Genomic DNA, 18,171 nt, shown 5'->3' on the forward strand with positions numbered 1-18,171 from the left:
TCATCCACCCCCGTTCTTCCTGACCGGCTCCCGACCCGAGGCCATCCCTTTTCGGGTACGAGGCGGGTCCACCCCCCACCTGCACGCCGTAGGGCCGGGCGCCCGTGCGCCGTGCACAAACGGAAAGCGGCACGACCATGAGCAACAACAGGGGCAGAGGGCTGCAGGCCAATGTCCTCGGCACGTTCGACACCGTGGTGATGGCGGTCGCCGGCAGCGCGCCGGCGTACTCGCTGGCCGCGACCACCGCCGTCCTCGTCGGCTCGGTGGGACTGGCAAGCCCGGCCGCCCTGCTGTACTGCGCGATACCCATGCTGGGCATAGCCCTGGCGTTCAGCTACCTCAGCCGGATCGACGTCAACGCGGGCGCCAGCTACTCCTGGGTGGGCCGCACCCTCCATCCGTTCCTGGGCTTCATCAGCGGCTGGGCGCTGGTGATCTCGGCGACCATCTTCATGGTGGCCGGTTCGCTGCCCGCCGGATCGATGACGCTGGCCCTCTTCGACGCGAAGCTCGCCGACAACACGGCGCTGTCCACGGTGGTCGGCGCGGCGTGGTTCCTCGTCATGCTGGGCGTGGTGCTCGGCGGGGCCCGGCTCACCGTACGCGCCCAGTTGCTCATGTCCGGTGTGGAGCTGGGGATTCTGGCGCTGTTCGCGGTGCTCGCCGTCTTCCACACGGACAACGCCCGCGCCTTCGACTGGTCCTGGCTGGGCTTCTCCCACTTCGACGGCATGGCCGGGTTCGCGTCCGGCGCGCTGCTCGCCGCTTTCTACTACTGGGGCTGGGACGTCACCAGCAACCTCAGCGAGGAGACCCGCAACAGCCGTCGTACGACCGGACTCGCCGGCCTGATCGGAGTCGGGATCGTCTTCCTGCTGTTCGAGGTGTTCACCATCGCGGTGAACGTCATCCTGACCTCGAAGCAGATCGAGGAGAACGACGCCAACGTGCTCGCGGTGCTGGGCGAGGAGATCTGGCCGGGCTGGGGCGGCAAGCTGCTCATCGTGTCCGTGATGCTGTCCACCATCGCCACGCTGGAGACGACGCTCATCCAGGTCACGCGCTCGCTGTTCGCGATGGGCCGCGACCGTACGATGCCGACCGCGCTGGGCCGGGTGCACCGCACCTGGAACACCCCATGGGTGGCGATCGTGGTGGTCGGCGGGGTCGCGCTGGCGATGTTCATCGCCTCCAACGCGCTCGGCTCGGTGGGCGAGATCCTCTCCGACGCGATCTCGGCGATCGGCCTGCAGATCGCCGTCTACTACGGCCTCGCCGGTCTCGCGGTGGTCGTCGCCTACCGCAAGATGCTGCTGAAGTCGCCGGCCAACTTCCTGCTCGGGGGGCTGTGGCCGCTGTTCGGCGCCGTGTTCATGTTCTGGATCTTCGTCGAGTCGCTGGGCGAGCTGAGCGGCGCCGCGATCGCGATCGGCATCGGCGGACTGGCCGTCGGGCTCGTTCCGATGCTCTGGTACTGGCGGCAGGGCAGCGACTACTACCGGCCCGCGAAGCTGGACGCGACCCGGACCGTGGAGGCGGAGTACGTCGCCGACGGCGCCGGTGTGCCGTCCCGGCCGCACGAGGGTCTCCCCACCGACTTCTGAGGGAGATCCCGATGGCGCGAGACCGTTTCACGCCCGATTTCGACCCCGACTGCGGGGACGGGCGGCTCACCTCCGCCCGGCAGGACATCGTCATCGGCCGCTGGCAGGGCCTCAGGGACCTGCTGTGGGTCACCGGTGAGGACGCGACGCTGCGCGGCCACCGGGTGCGGCTGCTGGCGCAGGCCTGCGCCAGCAGTTCGACGGTGGAGTCATGGCTGGCCGCCGAGCCCGGCAACCCGGACGCGCAGGTGCTGCGCGCGGCGACGGAGACGGCCCGGGCGTTCCACCTGGCCATCTCCGCCGGGCGGGGTGTGCCGATCGACCGGGACCGCATCGACACCGCGGTGCTGGCCTGCCTGCGCGCCGCCGAGGCCTGCCCCGAGGACCCGACGCCGTGGGTGTCGCTGATCTCCGTCGCCCGGCTGTATCCGAAAGGGGTACGGCGGCAGGAACTGGCCCGTTGGTGGGACGAGTTGCACCGGCGGGACCCGTACACCGTGGAGGGCCACCTGCAGGTCCTGCACTACTACTCGGCCCGCTGGCACGGCACGCACGGCCTCATGTACGACTTCGCCCGGGACGCGGCCGGAGTGGCACCGCCCGGCTGCCCGCTGCCGGTGCTGGTCCAGTACGCCCGGGTCGAGGAGTACCGCTACGCCCTCGACGCCGCCGGCGGCCGGCCGGGCTCGGTCGGCCTGGGCCAGCACTGGGACCACGACGGCGCGGTCAACGACGTACGGCGCACCTGGGAGCGCTGGGTACGGGGCCGCCCGGACAGCAATCCGGCACCGACCGAGCTGCGCGACCTCAGCCACCTGGCGCACGCGGCCTGTCTGGCCGGCACGGCGGACGTCGCCGCGTCCCTGCTCCGGCTGCTGGGCCGCCGCGCCACCCGCACCCCGTGGTCGTTCACGGGCGATCCGGTGCAACAACTGACCAAGTGGCGCAAGGAGTTCGGCGTGCGGGCCTAGACGCGGCCGCGGAGCAGGACGAGGCCGACCGCGGCCGTTCCGGCCGCGGCGGAGCAGAGAATGCCGGCCGTCAGGTAGCCGAGGACGGTGAAGGTGACGAACGACAGGGCCGCGAGGGTGGCCAGGACGGCGCAGGTGCGGGGCAGGCCGCCCGCCGTCCAGGCCTCGTGGAGGAACTCGTTGGTGCGCCAGGCATGGGCCGCGACGAGCACGACGGCCACGATCATGACGGTGGCGAGGACCGGGGAGAAACCGGACGTCCGGTGGAACACCGTGGGCCGCTCCGCGCCCTTCAGCGCCAGCAGATGGTGGAACCCCTTGACCGCCTCCACCGGACCCAGCACCGCGAACGCGCCGCCGGCCACGCGGCCCGGCCACACCTTCCCGCCGTTGCCCCGCCGCAGCGCGATCCATTCGAGGATGCCGCGCGGATTGATCAGCGCCACCCAGCCCATCGCGGTGGCGCCGAGCCCCCACGTCAGGTCGAACAGAGCCGAGTCCGGCGCCGACATCTGCTGCGAGGCGAGTGCGTACATCCCTGGTCCCTCCCGAGGCGCCGGCAGCGGATCACGCCGGCAGCGCAGTGTGCCGCCGCACGGGAGCCGCGCACCATGGGTGACGTGGGGAATTGATGCGATCTTGACGTAGCGCTAGTCCGCGGACCCCTCCGCCAGGCCCGCCGTCCACTTCTCCTCGATGCGGCCCGCCTTCCACACCAGCAGGGCGATCGCCCAGGTGGCGAAGAACAGGCCGACGATGACGAAGCCGACCGTGTTGAGGTCGAGGCCCGAGATCCAGTCCCAGAACGCGCCGTGCAGGTCCAGCTTGTCGGCGAGCAGGCCGAGGAGTTCGACGGTGCCGATGACGAGGGCGACGGCGACGGACAGACCGGTGATGGTGAGGTTGTAGTAGACCTTGCGGACCGGCTTGGAGAACGCCCATCCGTAGGCGAAGTTCATGAACGAGCCGTCGATGGTGTCGAGCAGCGACATGCCCGCCGCGAAGAGGACGGGGAGGCAGAGGATCGCGTACCAAGGCAGGCCGGAGGCGGCGCCGGAACCGGCGAGGACCAGCAACGCGATCTCCGTGGCCGTGTCGAAGCCGAGGCCGAACAGCAGGCCCAGCGGGTACATCTGCCACGGCTTGGTGATCGAGCCCGTGACCCGGCCGAGGAAGCGGTTCATGAAGCCGCGGTTGTCGAGCTGCGCCTCCAGGGCGGCCTCGTCGAACCGGCCGGAGCGCATCTGCCGGAACACCTTCCAGATGCCGGCCAGGACGACGAGGTTGATCCCGGCGATGAGGTAGAGGAACGTGCCGGAGACCGTCGTACCGATCAGGCCGGTGACCTCGTGCAGCCGGGAGTGGTCGTCGCGGACCGGTCCGGCCAGGGCCTTCATGCCCAGGGAGAGCAGCAGGGTCAGGCCGAAGACGATGCTGGAGTGGCCGAGCGAGAACCAGAAGCCGACCGACAACGGGCGCTGCCCCTCCCCCATCAGCTTGCGGGTGGTGTTGTCGATCGCCGCGATGTGGTCGGCGTCGAAGGCGTGCCGCATGCCGAGCGTGTAGGCCGTCACGCCGATGCCGATGCCGAACGTCGCCGGTGTACCGGCGGTTCCGGTGCCGGCGCTGAGGTGCTCCGGGGCGACGATCCCGACCAGCGTGCCCCAGCCGATCACGTGCAGCGCGAGCACGAATGCGGCCATACCGCCGACCCTGGTCCACTCCTGCCGCGTCATGGAGCCACGGACGCGGTGCCAGGCCGAACGCGGGGCGTCGCCCTGAGCGGGGAGGGACGGAGCGGAACCAGGGGCGGCCGTCATGGGGGGAGGGTGTTCCTTCGGTGCAGCGGCTACGGCTGCGCTGCACAGCCTTGTGCCATCCTCCCGTAGTTGCAACTCATGTGCAGTAAAGCCCGCGGCAGGCCTTTCCCATGGGGAGGGAAAGACCGTGGCCGAGGGAACGGTCAGGCGGAGAGCAGGCCGCGGCCGAGCCAGTCCCGCCCGTCGCGCACGCCGGGCAGCGCGAAGAAGTAGCCGCCGCCCGTCGGGGAGATGTAGTCGACCAGGGGTTCGTCGATCAGCCTGGTCTGTACGGCCTCGAACTGCCGCTTGACGTCCTGCTGGTAGCAGCAGAAGGCCAGGCCCATGTCGAGGTTGCCGACCTTGTCCACGCCCCGGTCGTAGTTGTAGCCGCGGCGCAGGATGCGGGAGCTGTCGGTCTTCGCGGTGCGCGGGTTGGCGAGGCGGATGTGGGCGTCCACCGGGATCGCGGTGCCGTGCGGGTCCTTGGTGTAGTCGGGGATGTCGGTCTCCTTGGCGCCGTCGAGCGGGGCGCCGGTGTCCTTGCGGCGGCCGAACATCTTCTCCTGCTCGGTCAGCGAGACCCGGTCCCAGAACTCCACGAGCATCCGGATGATCCGGATCACCTGGTAGCTGCCGCCCTCGGCCCAGGCCGGCTCGCCCTGCCCGGCGCCGACCCAGATCAGCCGGTCGGTCTCGCGGGCCGAGGTGACGTCCGGGTTGGCGATGCCGTCCTTGAAGCCGAGCAGGTTGCGCTGGGCTCCGGTGGGGCGCGGGGTGTTCTGGAAACCGTCGATGCGCCACTTGATCTGCATGGCGCCGCGGGTGTGCCGGGCGATGTCACGCAGGGCGTGCAGCACGGTGTCCTGGCTGTTCGCGCACAGCTGGAGGGACAGGTCGCCGTGGCACTCGGCCGCGTCCAGGCTGTCGTTCGGGAAGGTCCGCATCGGGGTCAGCCGGGCGGGCCTGGCCTTGGCGAGGCCGTAGCGGTCGTCGAAGAGGGAGGCGCCGACGCCGACCGTGACGGTCAGGGCGTCCGAGGGGACCTCGGGGCCGAGGATGCCGTTGTCGGAGGGCGGCGCACCGACGCCGAGGTCGGCGGGGGTGCCGCCGGAGGTGAGGAAGCGGGCCCGCTCGGTGATGGTCCGCAGCAGGTCGGCGAGGCCCTTGCGGTCCTCGGCGATGACGTCGAAGGAGACGAAGGTGGCCGCGGCCGGCGCCGGGGTGACGATGCCGGCCTGGTGGGCGCCGTGGAAGGGGACCTTCGCACCGCTGTCCGCGCCCGTGTCCTGTGCCTGGGCCGTGCCGCCGCTCCCGGCGAGCGCGAAGCCGCCGCCGGCCAGGACCGCACCGGCGGCTCCGGCGCCCAGCGCGGTCCGCACGAAGGAGCGGCGGGCCGGGCAGGCGGAGGTGTCGGCAGAGGACATCGGAGGGTTCCCTTCGGGGTGCGGGTGCTCGGTGGTCATCAGGCGGACTTCCGGATCTCGAGGAGGTCCGGGACCGGGGCGAGGTCTTCCAGCAGCTGCCCGGTGGCGCCGTCGAGGCGCTGCCGGTCGGCGGCGGCCAGCCGGCCGACCGGGGTCCAGTGGGTGCCGCCGTGTGCCGCGTCGAGGAGCTTCTGGAGCCGGGCGATGTCCGTGTCGAGCGTCGGGAGCAGCCGGGGTGCGCGGCCGGTCAGCAGCGGCTGGAGGACGCCGAGCAGTTCACGGGTGCCGGCGAGGTTGGCGTCGGCGGTGGCGAGGCCGGTGCCGCTGCCCTGGTCGGTGTCGCCGGTCAGCTCGAACTGGAGGGTGTTCTCCAGGATCTCGTGGGCGCGCAACGGCAGGTCGCCGGGGTCGAATTCCTGTGCCGGGAAGGCCTTTTGGAGTCCCGCGGCCGCGTCGGCGAGCTGCTGGGCGGGCGCACGCAGGTCCTTGGCCGGCTCCCCGTGCCACAGGCCGTGCTCCACGCGCAGGAAGCCGGTGAAATCCTTGTCCCGCACCCCGTTGCGCAGTCCGTCGGGCCGCCCGTCGATCTTCTGGTCGAAGTCCTCGAAGGTGCCGTAGGCGGCGCCGAGGGAGGCGTAGGTGCGGTGGGCGGTGAGCCAGTCGGGGCGGGCCCGGTCGAGGTGGCCGCCCTCGATGTCGTCGTCAAGGGTGCGGGTCTGGGTGACGAGCGTGGCCAGGCCCTGCTCGACGTAGGTCTGGTAAGCCTTCAGGGGTGCGGCGAGGTCCTGTTCGGAGACGGGGACGACCGGCTTGGCCGCTCCGCCGCCGCTGACCCGTACCGCCCTGGACGTGACGGCCTTGCCGTCGGTGGGGACGCACCTCCAGGCGTAGGTGCCGCCGGCGACGGTGGCGACCAGGTCGCGGGTGGTGCCGGGAGCCAGTCCCTCGATCTCGCCGTAGACCGCACCGGTCGACGGATCGATCAGATACACCTCCGAGGTCCTGCCGCCGGTGTTGTGCATCCGGAAGGTCTGGCGGCCGGGCCTTGGCGCGGTGAAGCCCTTGCCGCACTCGGTCCCGGACACGGCGACGGTCTGGTCGCCCGCGGGCTTGGGCCGGGAGAGGGCGACGACGAGTCCGGCGAGCACGGCGGGTACGGCGACCACGGCGGCCGGGATCACCCACACGGGCCGGCGCCGCTGCGGGCGGGCCGCCTTCGGCTCGGGCCCGGAGCGCTCGGCGGCGGGCTTCGGGGTGGTGGCGCGCACCCCGCGGACGAACAGGGTCATCACCACGACGAGGTAGGCGGCGTAGGCCACGACCTGCAGCCAGGTCATGGCCGGGGTCAGGTTGAACACGCCCTGGACCAGGGTGCTGTACCAGGAACCGGCGTCCACGCTGCCGGTGAGGTCGACCGCGTAGGCGGTGCCGCCTGGCAGTACCCCGCCCTCCTGGAGGTCGCGCAGTCCGTAGCCGAGGACTCCGGCCGCGATGACGATGAGGACGGCGCCGGTGGCGGTGAAGAACCTGGTCAGGTTGATCTTCAGGACCCGGCGGTACAGACCCCAGCACAGGCCCGCCGCGAGGACCAGGCCGATGGCGGCGCCGGTCAGCGGGCCGGCCGACTCGCCGGCCGCCCGGGCGGTGGTCCACAGGAACAGAGCCGTCTCGAGGCCCTCGCGGCCGACCGCGAGGAAGGAGGTGAGGATCAGCATCCCGGTGCCCATCGCGAGCGCGCCGGTGACCTTCTCCCTCAGCTCACCCGAGAGGCTGCGGGCCGAACGGCGCATCCAGAACACCATGGCGGTGACGAACGCGACGGCGATCACGCCGAGGGTGCCGCCGAACGCCTCCTGGGCGGTCGCGGACAGGGACGCGGCGGTGAAGGTGAGGACCGCGCCGAAGCTCATCGCCACGGCGATCGCGGCCAGGACACCCGTCCACACCTGCGGCAGCCGCGAGCGCGCCTCGGCCCGCACGAGTGTGGCGATGAGGATGGAGACGATGAGGCCGGCTTCGAGTCCCTCCCTCAGTCCGATCAGGAAACTCGGAAACGCGTCGTCCCACATGCCCTGCAGCCCTCCCAACTTAGTGAAGGCATGCCTTACCTTCGTCGACCATCATGACTACAGGGGTGTAGTCAGTCAGTCATGAAGCGGCAATGGACGGGCAAAGCCCGGGAACTACGCACACACTCGAATCGTCTACAGTTCGGTAGACGGTCTACAAATGTGTAGTCGGAAGCAGCCGAGAAGAAGCAACCGAGTCAGAAGCAACCGAGGAAAGGGCGTGCGGCGATGGCCACTCCCTCAGACCTGTCGTCACAGCTCGCGGTCAACGTGCTCGACGCGCACTCCCTGCTGGCCGCCTTCGGGGTGATCGGCGTCGGGGTGGTGCTGTTCGCCGAGACGGGCCTGCTGATCGGCTTCTTCCTGCCCGGCGACTCCCTGCTGTTCACGGCGGGGCTGCTGTGCACGGGCACGTCCGACCGGGGCGTGCACCTCTCGCTCGGGCCACTGCTGGCCGCCGCGGCCGTCGGCGCGCTCGCGGGTTCGCAGTGCGGGTACCTGCTCGGCCGCAAGGCGGGCGGCACCCTGCTGGCCCGCAGCCGGTCGGCCCGGCTGCACGAGGGCGCGCAACGCGCCGAGGAGCTGCTGGAGCGCTACGGCCACGCGAAGGCGATCGTGCTGGCCCGCTTCGTCCCGGTGGTGCGTACGGTACTGAACCCGATGGCGGGCGCACTGGGCGTACCGGCCCGGACGTTCACCCTCTGGCAGGTGGCGGGCGGGCTGGCCTGGAGCATCGGCCTCACCCTGGCCGGATACGCGCTGGGTTCCTCGATCCCGAACGTGGACAAGTACCTGCTGCCGGTGATCGCGCTGATCGTCGTCGTGTCGCTCGTCCCGCTCGCCGCCGAGGTGCTGCGCTCCCGCAGGGCCGCCAAGGAGGCACGCGGATGATCCTTGCGCTCACGGGCTCGTCGGTCGACGGGCCGCTCTACCAGGACGTGGTGGATCTCGCCCACCGCTCCCCCGACCGGCTGGACGACGTCGTCACGGTGTGGTCGACGTACGGCCTGGCGGTGTTCGCGCTGCTCATGATCGTGGGCTGGTGGCGGGCCCGCAGGGTCGACGCCACGGCGGGCTTGACGGCGCTGGCCGTTCCGGTGGCGGTGCTGGTGGCCTTCGGCGCGGACGCCGGGCTGAAGGCGCTGGTCCGGGAGGACCGGCCCTGCCGGGGCCTTACCTTCCACACGCTGGAGGCGTGTCCGGCGCCGGGTGACTGGTCGTTCCCCAGCAATCACACCGCGATCGCGTTCGCCGCGGCGGTCGCCCTGTTCTTCGTCTCCCGCCGGCTGGGGCTCCTCGCCTCCGGGTTCGCCGTGGCCATGGCGGCCTCCCGGGTCTGGGTGGGCGTCCACTATCCGCACGACGTCCTCGTGGGAGCCCTCGTCGGCGGTCTGGTCGCCGCCCTGGTGATGACCGTGCTCCGCCGTCGGCCGCGGGGACTGGCCGGACGGCTGGCGGAGACAAGACTGCGTCCGCTGCTGGTGTCATGAACAGCAAGACCCTCGCGGCACTGGCGGGCAGTCTCGCGATCAGCGCCTGGGCGGCGTTCGGCGTGCTGGCGTTGATCGTCTACGGCCGGCACGGCTCCCCGCTGTTCTTCGACCACGGCCTGCTGACCTGGTCCGTCGGCCACCGGCCGCCGATGGCCGTCGCCGTCGCCCGCGGGCTGACCGCCACCGGCACGGGAGTCTTCCCGTACGCGGTGGTCGTCGTGGCCGGGCTGCTGACCGGCCGCAGCCGGCCGGAGCGGCTGGTCGGCGCGCTGCTCATGGTCACCTGCCTCGCCACCGGCCAGGCCGCGCGGTACGGCGTCATGGAGCTGCTCCACCGGGCCCGCCCGCCCTTGTCCGACTGGCAGACCCACGCCTCCGGCTGGGCGTTCCCGTCGGGGCACGCCACCACGGCGGCCCTGACGGCCGGTCTGGTGATCACCGCGCTGTGCCTGCGCGCCCCCTTCGGCCGCGTACCGCTCTGCCTCGCGGTCGCCTGCTGGGGGGCTGGGGTGGGCCTGACGCGGGTCTTCCTCGGCGTGCACTGGTTCACCGACGTGCTCGGCGGCTGGCTGTTCGCCGCAGGCTGGCTCGGCCTGTGGCTGTGCGCGGCGGCCTGGTGGCTGCTCCCGCGCCTGAGCACCACCCCTGGCAACGGCGAGCCGGGCCCGGGCTGAACGCGTCCTGACGTGCCCCGAGGACACGGTCCCTGGGGTTGTCCGACAGGCCCTGGAGTCAGGCGGCGGCGTGCGGGCCGTCCGGGCGGCCGCTGCGCTGCCGGACCATCTCGCGGCTCAGCTCCTCGGTCTCCGCCTCGGGCAGCCGCTCGAAGCCGTCCTCGGTGATGACCGAGACGATGGGAAAGATTCGGCGGTTCAGGTCCGGGCCGCCGGTGGCCGAGTCGTCGTCGGCGGCGTCGTACAGCGCCTGGAGCGCGGCCAGGGCGGCTTCGCGGCGGGTGAGGTCCGGCCGGAAGAGCTTCTTCAGCGCGCCCCGGGCGTACGGGGAGCCGGAGCCCTCGGCGTGGAAGTGCTGTTTCTCGTACAGACCGCCGGCCGCGTCGAAGGAGAAGATGCGGCCGCGGCCGCCCTCGGGTGCGGTGGTGTCGTAACCGGCGAGCAGCGGGACGACGGCGAGGCCCTGCATGGCCTGGGCGAGGTTCTGCCGGATCATGGCCGCCAGGCGGGTCGCCTTGGCCGCCAGGGACATCGGGGTGCCCTCGATCTTCTCGAAGTGCGTGAGTTCGACCTGGTAGAGCCGCACCATGTCGAGCGCGAGGCCGACGGTTCCGGCGAAGGCGACGGCCGTGTGGCCGTCGGCCGGGTGCACCTTCTCCAGGTCACGCTGGGCGATGAGGTTGCCCATGGTGGCCCGGCGGTCGCCGGCGATCAGCACGCCGTCGCGGAAGGTGAGGGCGAGCACGGTGGTGCCGTGTGGGATGCTGCCGGGCGCGGCGCGGACCCCGTCCGGGAACGGCGGCGCGGTGGGCAGCAGGGCGGGCCGGTGTGCGGCCAGGAACTCGGTGAAGGACGAACTGCCGGGCGTGAAGAACTCCTCCGCCGGCCGCCCCGCGATGTGACGCTCCGTCATACCGTTCCCCCTCCTGTGCCGCCAGGCCCCGTTCGTCTCCTACCTGGCGCGGGCCTCCGGGAAACTCCCCTCCGCTCACAGGGCCTTGCGCCGGACGAGCACCGCCAGTACGAGGAGGCCCGGGAGCAGCGGCAGCCACACGGTGAGCAGCCGGTAGCCGAGTACGGCGGAGGCCGCGGTCGCGGCGGGGGCGCCGGACACGGTCAGCGCGAGGGCGAGGGCGGCGTCCAGGGAGCCGAGCCCGCCCGGGGTGGGCAGCAGGGCGGCCGCGCAGCTGGCGGCGAGGTACAGCAGGGCCACCTGGAGCGGGGGCAGGGGCAGCTGGACGGCCTGGGCCACGGAGATGAGCACCAGGGAGTGCAGGGCGGTGAAGGCCAGCGAGCCGCCCCACAGGGCGGCGGCACGGGCCGGGCAGGCGTGCACGGTACGGATGTCGGCCAGCAGGCAGGCGAGCGCGCGGCGGCAGCGCGGGCGCAGCGGACCGGCCAGGAGCGCCACCAGCAGGGCGGCGGCGGCGAGCACGGCGGCGACCGCGGCCGGGGAGATGTGCGGGACCCGCAGCAGGCCCGGGCAGAGCGGGGCGAGCACCGCGATCAGGACCAGACGGACGACGGCTCCGGCGGTGGCCTTGACGGCGAGCGCACCGGCCGAGCGGCCCGCCGGCAGCCCGCAGCGCATCAGGAAGCGCAGGTTCACCGCGCCGGCGCCGAGCCCGGCGGGCAGCAGGTGGTTGGCGGCGGAGGCGGCGAACTGGGCCGCGAGCAGCCGCGGTCCGGGCAGCCGCCGGGCGACCGCGCCCTGCTGGGCGAGCGCCGAGGCCGCCCAGGTGCCGACCGCCGCCACCGCGCCGAGCAGCAGCCACCCCTCGTCGGCCACGGCCAGCCGCAGCGCCCCGGTCTCCACCGTCGGCCAGTGCCGCCGGGCCACGTAGGCCGCGCCCAGCAGGACGGCGAGGCAGACGAGCGTGTGCCAGTAGGCCCGGCGGCGGCCGGCGGCGAGGTCCGCGGGAGCGGTCTGGAGCGCGCCGGCGCCGGGGTCGAGCGCGTCCCGCGGTGCCTCCTGTACGGCGTGCTGGGTCATCGGCCGCCTCCCCCGTGTCTGCCACGGCGCCAGGTCATGAACCGCCCTCCGGTACGGCGTAGTAGAGGAGCAGTCCGTCGAGCGGCACGGAGGGCCACGAGCGGGCGTACCGCGGTGGCCGGGAGCCCGCGGGCACCAGGGCGGCGACCGGGGTGTGGCGCGCGGTGCGGGTGATGGTCCCTGCCGTGCTGTTGGCGTTGTGCCCGGTCGTCGCCGCCGAGGAACAGCCGGCGTAGAACGCCACCGGGATGGCCTCGTGCCCGGTGACCAGACAGGGCGAGCGGACGCCGAGCCCGTGCAGCGCGGCGGCGGTGCGGGACCAGTCGTGGTGGGCGGCGGTGGTGCGGTCCACGGCGCGCGTCAGGACGGCGAGTTGCACCGCGAGGTGGGCGGCGAGCCCGAGCGCCAGCAGGCCGGCGACCACCGGCCGCCAGGCCCGGGCGGGCGCGGTCACCAGATGGACGAGCGCGACGGCGACGGGGATCGACAGCAGGGCGTAGGCGGGGAGCAGAAAGCGGGGCGCCGCGTAGCCGATCAGGAACAGGTAGGGGACGGCTGCCGTGGCCGCGCAGGCGAGAGGCAGCAGGGTCGGTGTCGTGCGCCGGGCCCGGACCGCGACCGTGAGGCCGAGCGCGGCGAGTACGGGCAGCACGAACCACCAGACGGTGACCACCGGGTTGGGCAGCGCCCCCGTGCACGGCCGGCACAGCGCCCGCCCGCCGAGGCTGCGCAACTGGTCGACGACGGCGAAGTGCAGGCCGAGTCCGCCCTGGATCGCGGAGCCGTCGGCGAGGCGCCGGGCGAGGCCGCCGTAGCTGACGTACGCCTCGATCACCCACTCGAGGGCTCCGGCGGCGAGCCCGGTGAGGAGGACGAGGAGGGGGCGCCAGTGGTGGCGCACCAGGGCGAGGGCGAGGAGCGGCACGGTGACCCAGACGGCGTCCACGGGGCGCATCCAGGCCATCAGCGCCGCGCTCGCGCCCAGGCCCCACAGTGCGGCGCGGTCGGCCCGGTCGGCGCGGGCGCGCAGGAAGCAGGCCACGGCGGCGAGGGCTCCGACGGCCACCCAGTAGTTGGGCATGGCCTGGGGACCGTAGAACAGGGACACCCACAGGGAGGCGAACAGGGCGCCGGCGAGGGCGAGCACCGGGACGGGGAACAGGCCCCGCCAGGCGCGCAGGGCCAGGAAGAGGGCGAAACCGGACAGCAGCGCGAGGTAGACCCGGAGCAGCGCGGTCGAGGAGGACCAGGCGGCGACGGGCGCGACCAGCAGGGAGACGCCCCGCGCGCGGGGTGCGCTGAAGAAGGCGGCCGGAACGTGTCCGCTGACCTGGCTGACATACACCGTCTCGTCCCAGCCGAGGCCCATGCCGGGCCGGACCAGGAGCAGTTGGGCCAGTGCGAAGGCCGCCGCGACGGCCGCGAGCGGCCAGGTGACGCGGGCCCGTCCGGTGCCGGCGGACGGGCGGCCCGAGCGCTCGCGCCGGGCCGTGTCGGCTGTGGCGTGCGCGCTGCCGATCATGATCACCCCTCTCCCCCCTACAGCTCGTAGGGTTGACTTGCACCCTACAGCCCATGGGACCGAGAACCGGGATCGGGGAAAACACCGACAAACTAACGCGGATCGCGGGCTCATGTCGGGAGAACAGGGCCATCCGGTCGACGGCACTACGCGCTGTAAGGTTGGGGCATGGCTGGCACAGGGTCCCGCAACAGGGCGGAGCGGCGCAGCGCCGGGGAGCTGGAGAGCGAGGTACTGGCCGCACTCTGGGCCACGGAGCGGCCGCTGACACCGGCGGAGATCCAGACCGAGATAGGCGGCGGACTCGCCTACAACACCGTGCACACCATCCTCAAACGCCTGTACGACAAGGGCCTGGTGCTGCGGGACGCCGACGGGCGGCGCGGCGCGTACCGTCCCGCGAAGAACGCGGCGGAGCTGACCGCCGAGGCCATGCACGAGGCCCTGGACCGGGGCCCGGACCCGATCGCGGCGCTCCAGCAGTTCGTGACCCGTCTGAGTCCCGAGGAGGAGCGGGCGCTGCGCGAACTGCTCGCCGGAGGCGGCGCATGAGGTTCGACGTCTACACCCCACTGCTGCTGTCGCTGCTGCTGTCCGGCGCCGCGCCGGTGATCGGCGGCCGCGTGGCGCCCGCACTCGCGGCGCGCGTGCTGACGTCGGCGGCCGTACTGACCGCCGCGGCCACGACCTGGACGCTGGTGCTGCTGGCCGCCGCGCTGGTCGGGGACGCGCCACCGGTGGTGCGGGAGGCCCGTGAGGACGGGCGTCGGCTGGTGGATCCGGTGCCGGAGGTGATCGGCGTCGCCGCCGCGGTGGCGCTGGCCGTCGTCGTGTGGCGGCTGCACCGGGCGGTGCGCGCCGAGCGGCGTACCCGGCGGGCGCTGCGACGGCTGTGTGCGGGGCAGCCCGCGGACACGGAGCTGATCGTCGCCGCCTCCGAGGTGCCGCAGGCGTTCGCGATCCCCGGCCGGCCGGGCCGGATCCTGGTCACCTCGGCGATGCTGGGCGCGCTGGCGCCGGACGAGCGACGGGTGCTGCTCGCCCACGAGCGCGCGCATCTGGCCCACCGGCACGGGCCGCTGGTGACCGCGGCGACCCTGGCCGAGGCGGCCAACCCGCTGCTCGCACCGGTCCGTTCGACCGTGGTCTTCCTCGTGGAGCGCTGGGCGGACGAGCAGGCGGCGACCGCCGTCGGGAACCGGCGGACCACCGCCCGTGCCCTGGCCCGGGCCGCCCTCACGGCCGGGCAGGCCCGCCCGGCGTGCACCCTGAACTTCACCGACCGCGCGGTCTCCCGCCGGATCGCGGCGCTCCAGACGAGCCCGCCCCCGCAGCTGTGGCCCGCAGCGGTGGCCGTGCTCGCCCTGGGCACCCTCGCCGCTCTGCTCGCCGCCGACGCGACGGGCGACCTGCTCGGCCTGCTGTCCGGGACGCCGAACTGACGCTCAGCCGGCGTTCGGCGCCCGGTGCAGGGGCTGCTCGGGGTCCGGGCGCGGGCTGACCGGAGGTACGGAGCGGACGGCGGGCTCGTCGGTGCTCACCCGCAGCGCCTCCCCATGGTGGTGGAGCGTGAGCGGCTCCCCGTCCAGCAGCGCGTACGTCGTCTTGTCCGCACCGATCTCCACCCTGAGGCGGCGGCCGCGGAACTGGAGGCTGAAGGCCAGGCGGCGCAGCCGTTCGGGCAGACGCGGCGCGAACCGCAGTCCCTCGCCGTCGCGGCGCAGTCCGCCGAAGCCCGCGACCAGCGCCATCCAGGTCCCGGCCAGCGAGGCGATGTGCAGTCCGTCCCGGGTGTTGTGCTCCAGGTCCTGCAGGTCCATCAGGGCCGCCTCGGCCGTGTAGTCGTAGGCGAGCCGCAGATGGCCCGCCTGGGCGGCGACGACAGCCTGGCAGCAGGCGGACAGGGACGAGTCGCGTACGGTCAACGGCTCGTAGTAGGCGAAGTTGCGGGCCACCTGCTCGTCGTCGAAGCGGTCGCCGCACGTGTACATGGCCAGCACCAGGTCGGCCTGCTTGACGACCTGTTTGCGGTAGAGGTCGAAGTAGGGGAAGTTCAGCAGCAGCGGGTACTGCTCGGGGCGGGTGTGCGCGAAGTCCCAGCGCTGGTAGCGGGTGAATCCGGCGTGCTGCTCGTGGACGCCGAGTTCGTCGTTGTAGGGGATGTGCACGGCCTCGGCGGCATCGCGCCAGGCCGCGCTCTCCTCCGCGTCCACGCCCAGGCGCTCGGCCTCGCGCGGGTACCGTTCGGCGGCGTCGGCGGCGGCGAGCAGGTTCTGGCGGGCCATCAGGTTGGTGTACGTGTTGTCGTCGGCCACCGCGCTGTACTCGTCGGGGCCGGTGACGCCGTCGATGTGGAAGACCCCGCGGTGGTCGTGGTGACCGAGCGAGCGCCACAGGCGGGCGGTCTCCACCAGCAGCTCCACTCCAGCCTCCCGCTCGAAGCGGGTGTCACCGGTGGCCTCCACGTAGCGGACGACCGCGTCGGCGATGTCCGCGTTCACGTGGAAGGCCGCGGTGCCGGCCGGCCAGTACGCCGAGCCCTCCGCGCCCTGGATGGTCCGCCAGGGGAACGCGGCACCGCCGAGCCCCAGTTGGGTGGCGCGCTCGCGTGCCTCGTCGAGGGTGTTGTACCGCCAGCGCAGCGCCTCGGCGACGGCCTCCGGGGCGGTGTGGGTGAGGACGGGCAGCACGAACATCTCGGTGTCCCAGAAGGCGTGGCCGTCGTAGCCGGAGCCGGTGAGGCCCTTGGCGGGTATCGCCCGCTGCTCGGCACGGGCCCCGGCCTGCAGGACGTGGAAGAGGGCGAACCGTACTGCCTGCTGGATCTCCTCGTCGCCGTCCACCTCGACGTCCGCGCCGGACCAGAAGTCGTCCAGGTGGGCCCGCTGGCTGTCCAGGAGTCCCTGCCAGCCGTCGTGTGCGGCGGCCGCGAGGGCGGCGTCGACCTGGTCGGCCATCGCGGGCAGCGAGCGGGTGCCGGACCAGCCGTGGGCGACGAGTTTCTCCACCCGCAGCGTCTGGCCAGGCTCCAGGACGGAGGTGACGGTGAGCCGGGCGACGTCGCCGCCGCTCTCGCTGCGGGTCGTGGTGCGCTCGGGACCGGTGACCACGTGGTCGGCGGCCACGCCCACCCTGAGACCGCTGCGCCGGGTGCGGTGCACCAGCCGCAGCCGGTTGCCGACGGCGAGGTCGTCCTCCCGCTCCAGCGGCGACTGCAGCGCCATCGCCGCGCGCGGGTCGCCGTTCGAGCCGGGCAGCTGTTCGTTGGCGACCAGCTCGGACTGGATCACCACCCGGCTGCGGCGGCCTACGGCCTCCACCTCGTACGCCACCGCTGCCACCGCCCGCTGGGTCAGCGACACCAGCCGGGTCGAGCGGACCCGGACCGTCGAGCCGGCCGGGGACGTCCACTCGACGGTCCGCTCCAGCACTCCGCGGCGCAGGTCCAGGACGCGCTCGTGGGCGACGAGCCGGCCGTAGCGCAGGTCGAACGGCTCGTCGTCCACCAGCAGCCGCAGGATCTTGCCGTTGGTGACGTTGATGACCGTCTGCCCGGACTCCGGATAGCCGTAGCCGGCCTCCGCGTACGGCAGCGGGTGCACCTCGTGCACCCCGTTGAGGTAGCTGCCGGGCAGGCCGTGCGGTTCGCCCTCGTCCAGGTTGCCGCGCCAGCCGACGTGGCCGTTGGACAGCGCGAACACCGACTCGCTCTGGGCGAGGACGTCGAGGTTCAGTTCCGTTTCGCGCACGGCCCACGGCTCGACCGTGTACGACCGGTGGGTGATCACTGCTTGCCTCCCAGCTCGGCGAGATCCTTGACGACGATGCTCGCGCCGTGTGCGTACAGGGCGTCGGTCTGTCCGGCCCGGTCGACGCCCACGACGTATCCGAAGCCGCCCGAGCGGCCCGCGTCCATACCGGCCAGCGCGTCCTCGAAGACGGCCGCCTGCGCCGGCTCGACGCCCAGGTCGTGGGCGGCGGCCAGGAAGGTGTCGGGGTGCGGCTTGCCCGGCAGGTTCCGCTCGGTGGCGACCACGCCGTCGATGCGGACGTCGAAGAAGTGCTCGGCGCCGACGGCCCGCAGCATGTCCCGGCAGTTGGCGCTGGAGGAGACGATCGCGGTGCGCAGGCCCTGTGCGCGGACGGCCTCCAGATAGCGCAGAGTGCCCTCGTAGGCCTCCACACCGCCGGTGCGGATCCGCTCCAGCAGCAGATCGTTCTTCCGGTTGCCGAGGCCGTGCACGGTGCGGGCGTCGGGCGGGTCGCCGGGGCCGCCCTCGGGCAGGTGGATGCCGCGCGAGTCGAGGAAGGAGCGGACGCCGTCGGCGCGCGGGCGTCCGTCGACGTACTCGTCGTAGTCGGCGATCTCGTCGAACGGCCGCGCCTGCGGGCCCTCGTACTCGCGCAGGAACGCGTCGAACGTCTCCTTCCAGGCGGCCGCGTGCACGACGGCCGTCTTGGTGACGACCCCGTCGAGATCGAACAGACAGGCCAGGATGGTGTCGGGCAGACCGAGCTGAGTCATACCCAGCACCTTTCCCCATGGAGTGCGCTCCAGTGGGTGGCGAGCGCCACACCAGCCAGACTTTCGAACCTTCCGGCCCGGCTCTCACCGT

General features: G+C 72.8%; 16 protein-coding genes. 7 read left to right on the top strand and 9 right to left on the bottom strand.

Annotated features, from left to right (window positions below; genetic code table 11):
- The first annotated feature begins 137 nt into the window (after nt 1–137).
- Nucleotides 138–1,607: an APC family permease gene (locus tag AC07DS_RS00795; protein WP_479141375.1), complete on the top strand. Its 1,470-nt coding sequence runs from the start codon at nt 138–140 to the stop codon at nt 1,605–1,607.
- Nucleotides 1,608–1,618: 11 nt separating this feature from the next.
- On the top strand, nt 1,619–2,578 hold the full coding sequence (locus AC07DS_RS00800; RefSeq protein WP_479141376.1) for a hypothetical protein: 960 nt from the start codon (nt 1,619–1,621) through the stop codon (nt 2,576–2,578).
- On the opposite strand, the gene AC07DS_RS00805 is transcribed toward AC07DS_RS00800, so the two are convergent.
- From AC07DS_RS00805 to efeU, 4 genes are all read right to left on the bottom strand, one after another.
- Nucleotides 2,575–3,114 (bottom strand): hypothetical protein, encoded by a 540-nt coding sequence (locus tag AC07DS_RS00805; protein WP_479141377.1) that lies wholly within the window; start codon nt 3,112–3,114, stop codon nt 2,575–2,577. The genes AC07DS_RS00800 and AC07DS_RS00805 overlap by 4 nt on opposite strands.
- Before the next feature lie 114 nt (nt 3,115–3,228).
- Nucleotides 3,229–4,398: a Nickel transporter NicT gene (gene nicT / locus AC07DS_RS00810; protein WP_479141378.1), complete on the bottom strand. Its 1,170-nt coding sequence runs from the start codon at nt 4,396–4,398 to the stop codon at nt 3,229–3,231.
- A gap of 143 nt (nt 4,399–4,541) precedes the next feature.
- Nucleotides 4,542–5,804, bottom strand: a complete 1,263-nt coding sequence (gene efeB / locus AC07DS_RS00815; protein WP_479141379.1) for an iron uptake transporter deferrochelatase/peroxidase subunit — start codon at nt 5,802–5,804, stop codon at nt 4,542–4,544.
- 38 nt (nt 5,805–5,842) lie between these two features.
- Nucleotides 5,843–7,873: an iron uptake transporter permease EfeU gene (gene efeU, locus AC07DS_RS00820; RefSeq protein WP_479141381.1), complete on the bottom strand. Its 2,031-nt coding sequence runs from the start codon at nt 7,871–7,873 to the stop codon at nt 5,843–5,845.
- Between the two features lie 228 nt (nt 7,874–8,101).
- Here efeU and AC07DS_RS00825 point away from each other — a divergent pair, with 228 nt between their 5' ends.
- Genes AC07DS_RS00825 through AC07DS_RS00835 form a run of 3 tightly spaced genes read left to right on the top strand, consistent with a single transcriptional unit; the run spans nt 8,102 to nt 10,040 of the window.
- The gene (locus AC07DS_RS00825; protein WP_479141383.1) at nt 8,102–8,764 is read left to right on the top strand and encodes a DedA family protein; all 663 of its coding nucleotides are present in this window, start codon (nt 8,102–8,104) and stop codon (nt 8,762–8,764) included.
- Nucleotides 8,761–9,363, top strand: coding sequence for a phosphatase PAP2 family protein (locus AC07DS_RS00830; RefSeq protein WP_479141385.1), 603 nt, complete (start codon nt 8,761–8,763; stop codon nt 9,361–9,363). The genes AC07DS_RS00825 and AC07DS_RS00830 overlap by 4 nt, the downstream gene beginning before the upstream one ends.
- Complete coding sequence (locus tag AC07DS_RS00835) at nt 9,360–10,040, top strand: phosphatase PAP2 family protein (protein ID WP_479141386.1); 681 nt, start codon at nt 9,360–9,362, stop codon at nt 10,038–10,040. The genes AC07DS_RS00830 and AC07DS_RS00835 overlap by 4 nt, the downstream gene beginning before the upstream one ends.
- Nucleotides 10,041–10,098: 58 nt before the next feature.
- Here the strand turns inward: AC07DS_RS00835 and prcB are convergent, their stop codons facing one another.
- From prcB to AC07DS_RS00850, 3 genes are all read right to left on the bottom strand, one after another.
- Nucleotides 10,099–10,953, bottom strand: a complete 855-nt coding sequence (gene prcB, locus AC07DS_RS00840; RefSeq protein ID WP_479141387.1) for a proteasome subunit beta — start codon at nt 10,951–10,953, stop codon at nt 10,099–10,101.
- A 75-nt stretch (nt 10,954–11,028) separates the two neighbouring features.
- A complete protein-coding gene (locus tag AC07DS_RS00845) occupies nt 11,029–12,033 on the bottom strand; it encodes a lysylphosphatidylglycerol synthase domain-containing protein (RefSeq protein ID WP_479141388.1) in 1,005 nt (334 codons plus the stop codon).
- A 34-nt stretch (nt 12,034–12,067) separates the two neighbouring features.
- A complete protein-coding gene (locus tag AC07DS_RS00850; protein WP_479141390.1) occupies nt 12,068–13,555 on the bottom strand; it encodes a hypothetical protein in 1,488 nt (495 codons plus the stop codon).
- A 168-nt stretch (nt 13,556–13,723) separates the two neighbouring features.
- Between AC07DS_RS00850 and AC07DS_RS00855 the strand changes: the two genes are divergently transcribed.
- Both AC07DS_RS00855 and AC07DS_RS00860 read left to right on the top strand, forming a co-directional pair.
- Nucleotides 13,724–14,107 carry a BlaI/MecI/CopY family transcriptional regulator gene (locus AC07DS_RS00855; RefSeq protein ID WP_479141392.1) on the top strand — a complete coding sequence of 128 codons (384 nt, stop codon included), beginning with the start codon at nt 13,724–13,726 and terminating at the stop codon, nt 14,105–14,107.
- Nucleotides 14,104–14,997, top strand: a complete 894-nt coding sequence (locus AC07DS_RS00860) for a M56 family metallopeptidase (RefSeq protein ID WP_479141394.1) — start codon at nt 14,104–14,106, stop codon at nt 14,995–14,997. The genes AC07DS_RS00855 and AC07DS_RS00860 overlap by 4 nt, the downstream gene beginning before the upstream one ends.
- 3 nt (nt 14,998–15,000) lie before the next feature.
- On the opposite strand, the gene AC07DS_RS00865 is transcribed toward AC07DS_RS00860, so the two are convergent.
- Together AC07DS_RS00865 and AC07DS_RS00870 are read right to left on the bottom strand one after the other, a co-directional pair.
- A complete protein-coding gene (locus tag AC07DS_RS00865; protein ID WP_479141395.1) occupies nt 15,001–17,343 on the bottom strand; it encodes a glycoside hydrolase family 65 protein in 2,343 nt (780 codons plus the stop codon).
- Entirely contained in the window at nt 17,340–18,080 is a 741-nt protein-coding gene (locus tag AC07DS_RS00870) for an HAD family hydrolase (protein ID WP_479141396.1), read from the bottom strand. The genes AC07DS_RS00865 and AC07DS_RS00870 overlap by 4 nt, the downstream gene beginning before the upstream one ends.
- Nucleotides 18,081–18,171: the final 91 nt, after the last annotated feature.

The sequence above is a fragment of the Streptomyces sp. NPDC044064 genome, assembly GCF_056434245.1.